A 4,541-nucleotide genomic window follows, 5' to 3' on the forward strand; every position below is an offset into this window, starting at 1 on the left:
CGCCTCGGAACCACCCCCGCCACCGCCCCCCACCGGCATCGTCGGCGGTGTGCCCGCGAGCGAGACCTACACGTTCATGGCGTCCCTCCAGGACTTGTCGGGAAACCACTCCTGCGGCGGCTCGCTCGTCGCCGCGCGCTGGGTGGTCACCGCGGAGCACTGCGGGACGCCGGCCCGGGTGCGGGTCGGCACCACCACCTACAACTCGGGCGGCGAGGTGCACCTGGTCGCCTCCCGCCAGGCGCTCGACGGGGACATCGCGCTGCTCCAGCTGGCCACCCCCGCGATCTCGAAGCCCGTCCCCATCGCCGCCGGCGCGCCGGTCGGCTCGGCGACCCGGATCATCGGCTGGGGGCAGACCTGCCCGACCCAGGGCTGCGGCGGCCTCCCGGTGGGACTCCGCCAGCTCGACACCAGCATCATCGCGGACGAGTCGTGCTCGGACATCACCGGGGAGACCGAGCTGTGCGTCCAGGGCGGCGGTGGCAAGGGCGCCTGCTACGGCGACTCCGGCGGCCCCGCGGTGACCGGCGGCCCCGGATCATGGCAGCTCGCCGGCGCCACCAGCCGTGGCACCGCGGCCTCCTGCGGCGTCTCACCCGCGATCTACACCGACGTCACCGCCTACCGCGCCCAGATCCTGCAGATCATCGGCAGCGGCGCGGCCGCTCGGCGCTGAACCCCGGCGCCCGCCGCCTCGTACCGCTGCGGCGCGCGCTCCCCGGGCCGGCGATCAGAAGGAGCCCCGTGCTCGCCCCCCGCTGATCGCCCGGCGAGTCGTCAGGGCGTCCACCGCATCCCCCCGGTGGGCGCCCTGCGGCGTGCGTGCCGCCGGGCCCTGCGGCACCCGCCGGGGGCGCGGCGTCAAGATCATCGACGGCGGGGCGGCGCCGTAGCCGGGATCGCGGCCAAAACCCGCCGACGGCAGGGCCGTTTCTCCGTTGTTTGTGCCAATATTCGCGGTCGCCCGAGGTGGTTCAGTGTTCAACCTGGGGTGATTCCCCGAGCTCGGCGCGCTTGTGCGGCCGGGGTCTTGCCGGGCGACCAAGCGCTGGTTAACGTGCTCTCAAATTGATAGGAAACCTTCCTGTCGGTTTCGCGCGACTGGTTTCGGGGTTCGGGGGGACCTTCCGCAAGCTTCCCTAACGTGCCCATGGAGTGAGTGTGCGCCCCCGCTCTGTTCTCAGACTCGTCCCCACCGTCGTCCTCGGCGCCCTGGCCGCCCTCCTGCTCGTCGTCCTGGTTCCGCTCGGCGCCCGCGCCGACGTGGCGACCGCGACGTTCGCCAAGCCCTCCGACTGGGGCTCGGGCTGGGAGGGCCGGTTCACCCTCACCAACAAGTCCGCGACCGCGGTCAGCGGCTGGCAGGTCGAGTTCGATCTGCCGTCCGGGACGACCATGGGCTCCTACTGGGACGCCCTGGCGACCTCGTCCCCACCCCACCACACGTTCCGCAACCGCGACTACAACGCCGCGATCCCGCCCGGCGGGACCGTCACGTTCGGCTTCCTCGGGAACGGTCCGGGGAGCCCGCAGAACTGCACGTTCAACGGCGCCCCCTGCACCGGCGGCGTCCCGGGCGGCCTCGGCGCCCCCGGCTCGCCCACCGTCAGCGGACGGACGGACTCCTCCCTCAGCCTGTCCTGGTCCGCGGCCAGCGGGACGCCGACCGGATACCGCGTCTACGAGGGCTCCGACCTGCGGGCCACGGTGACCGGCACCAGCGCCACCATCTCCGGCCTGGCGGCCTGCTCGACGCACAGCTACACGGTCAAGGCGTACAACGCCGACAGCGAGTCGCCCGCGAGCGCGGCCGCCACCGGGACGACCGGAGGCTGCGCGACCGGGCCGCTGCCCAAGCACTTCCTGACCGGGTACTGGCACAACTTCGTGAACCCGGCCCGCGAGATGAAGCTGTCGGAGGTGCCGGGCGAGTACGACCTGGTCGCGGTGGCGTTCGGCGAGGCGACCTCCCGGGCAGGCGAGGTCACCTTCCAGGTCGACCCCGGCCTGTCGACCGCCCTGGGCGGCTACACCGACGCGCAGTTCAAGGCCGACGTCACGGCGCTCAAGGCGAAGGGCAGGAAGGTCATCCTCTCGGTCGGCGGCGAGAAGGGCTCCATCCGCGTGGGCGACTCCTCGTCCGCGGCGGCGTTCGCCACCTCCGTCTCCGGCCTGATGACCCAGTACGGGTTCGACGGCGTCGACATCGACCTGGAGAACGGGCTCAACCCGACCTACATGGAGCAGGCGCTGCGCCAGCTGCGCAGCAAGGCCGGGGGCGATCTGATCATCACGATGGCGCCGCAGACCATCGACATGCAGTCGACCGGCGCGTCCTACTTCCAGCTCGCGCTGAAGATCAAGGACATCCTCACGGTCGTCCACATGCAGTACTACAACTCCGGCACGATGCTCGGCTGCGACCAGAAGGTGTACTCGCAGGGGACGGTCGACTTCATGACCGCGCTGGCCTGCATCCAGCTGGAGGGCGGGCTGCGCGCCGACCAGGTGTCGCTGGGCCTGCCCGCCGGGCCGGGCGCGGCGGGCGGCGGCGTCGTCTCCCCGTCCCTGGTCAACAAGGCGCTGGACTGCCTGGCCAAGGGCACCGGGTGCGGCTCGTTCAAGCCGTCGCGCACCTATCCCGACATCCGCGGCGCGATGACGTGGTCGGTCAACTGGGACGCCAGCAACGGCGGCGGCTTCGCCAGGACCATCCGCCCGCACCTCAACACCCTGCCGTAGGGGGGCCGTCGTGAAGAAGATCTGGGTCCTGGCGGTCCTGGTCGCGGGGCTGCTGGTCGGGGCCGGCACCGGCGCCGGCCCGGCGCGCGCGGACAACGTCCTGTCCAACTCCGGGTTCGAGACCGGCACGCTCAGCGGCTGGTCCTGCTCGGGCGGCGGCTCGGTGGTGTCCACACCCGTCCGGACCGGGAAGTACGCGCTCGCCGGCGGCGTCACGGCGGGCGACAGCGGCCAGTGCACCCAGACGGTCGGCGTGCGGCCGAGCACGGCCTACACCCTGTCGGCCTGGGTGCGCGGGAACTACGTGTACCTGGGCGTGACGGGCGGCGCCTCCACCTGGTCCCCGGCGTCGTCGTCCTACACCAAGCTGACGCTGTCGTTCACCACCGCCGCCGGGCAGACCTCCGCTCAGATCTTCCTGCACGGCTGGTACGGCGCCGGGGCCTACAACGCCGACGACGTGGAGCTGGACGGCCCCGGCAACCCGCAGCCGGGCGTGCCGAGCGCGCCCGCGACGCTCAGGCTCGGCGAGGTCACCGACCGCTCGATCGCGCTGTCGTGGGACGCGGCCTCCGGGCCCGTGACCGGCTACCGCGTCTACGAGGGCCCGGACGTGCGGGCGACCGTCACCGGGACCGGCGCCACGCTGTCGGGCCTGGCGGCCTGCACCACGCACAGCTACACGGTCGCCGCCTACAACGACGTGGGCGAGTCGGCCAAGTCCGGGCCCGTCAGCGGGACGACCGGCGGCTGCGCCGACACCGGGCTGCCCAAGCACGCGCTGATCGGCTACCTGCACGCGAGCTTCGCCAACGGCTCCGGCTACGTCCGGATGGCCGACGTGCCGGACGCGTGGGACATCATCGACCTCGCGTTCGGCGAGCCCACGTCCGTCACGTCCGGCGACATCCGCTTCGACCGGTGCCCGGCGAGCGAGTGCCCGAACGTGGAGAGCGAGGAGGAGTTCACCGCCGCCATCCGCGCCAAGCAGGCCAAGGGCAAGAAGGTCCTGATCTCGATCGGCGGCCAGAACGGCCAGGTGCAGCTCACCTCGGCGGGCGCGCGGGACGCGTTCGTCCGGTCGGTCTCGGCCATCATCGACCGGTACGGCCTGGACGGGCTGGACGTCGACTTCGAGGGCCACTCGCTGTCCCTCAACTCCGGCGACACCGACTTCCGCAACCCGACCACCCCGGTGATCGTCAACCTGATCTCCGCGCTGAAGACCCTCAAGGCCAAGTACGGCGAGAAGTTCGTCCTGACGATGGCGCCCGAGACGTTCTTCGTGCAGGTCGGCTACCAGTTCTACGGCGGCGCGGGCGGCGCCGACAACCGCACCGGCGCGTACCTGCCGGTGATCCACGCGATGCGCGACGCCCTGACCGTCCTGCACGTCCAGGACTACAACTCCGGTCCGGTGACCGGGCTGGACGGCCGGTATCACCAGATGGGCGACTCCGACTTCCACATCGCGATGACCGACATGATCAAGGCCGGGTTCACGGTCGCCAACACCGGCCACACCTTCCCCGGGCTGCGTCCCGAGCAGATCGCGATCGGGCTGCCCGCCGCCGTCAGCGCGGGCAACGGGCACACCGCGCCCGCCCAGGTGCAGCAGGCCGTCAACTGCCTGGCCAAGGGGCAGGGCTGCGGCTCGTACACGCTGCGCGGCGGGACGTCCCCGGCCATACGCGGGCTCATGACCTGGTCCATCAACTGGGACCGCTACTTCAAATGGGAGTTCATGAACAGCCACGAGCCGTTCCTCAACGCCCTTCCGTGACCCACCCCCGGGA

At 71.8% G+C, this 4,541-nt stretch carries 3 protein-coding genes; all 3 read left to right on the plus strand.

The genetic code is table 11. From position 1 onward, the window contains the following. Positions 1-679, plus strand: a 679-nt coding sequence (locus E1298_RS44425) for a S1 family peptidase (RefSeq protein ID WP_131903393.1), incomplete at its 5' end; no start/stop codon positions are given. Between the two features lie 485 nt (positions 680-1,164). After that, the gene (locus tag E1298_RS44430) at positions 1,165-2,745 is read left to right on the plus strand and encodes a chitinase (protein WP_165975956.1); all 1,581 of its coding nucleotides are present in this window, start codon (positions 1,165-1,167) and stop codon (positions 2,743-2,745) included. A 10-nt stretch (positions 2,746-2,755) separates the two neighbouring features. Next, positions 2,756-4,528: a chitinase gene (locus E1298_RS44435; protein ID WP_131903395.1), complete on the plus strand. Its 1,773-nt coding sequence runs from the start codon at positions 2,756-2,758 to the stop codon at positions 4,526-4,528. Positions 4,529-4,541: the final 13 nt, after the last annotated feature.

The organism is Actinomadura rubrisoli, assembly GCF_004349215.1.
In the GTDB taxonomy this organism is placed as follows: domain Bacteria; phylum Actinomycetota; class Actinomycetes; order Streptosporangiales; family Streptosporangiaceae; genus Spirillospora; species Spirillospora rubrisoli.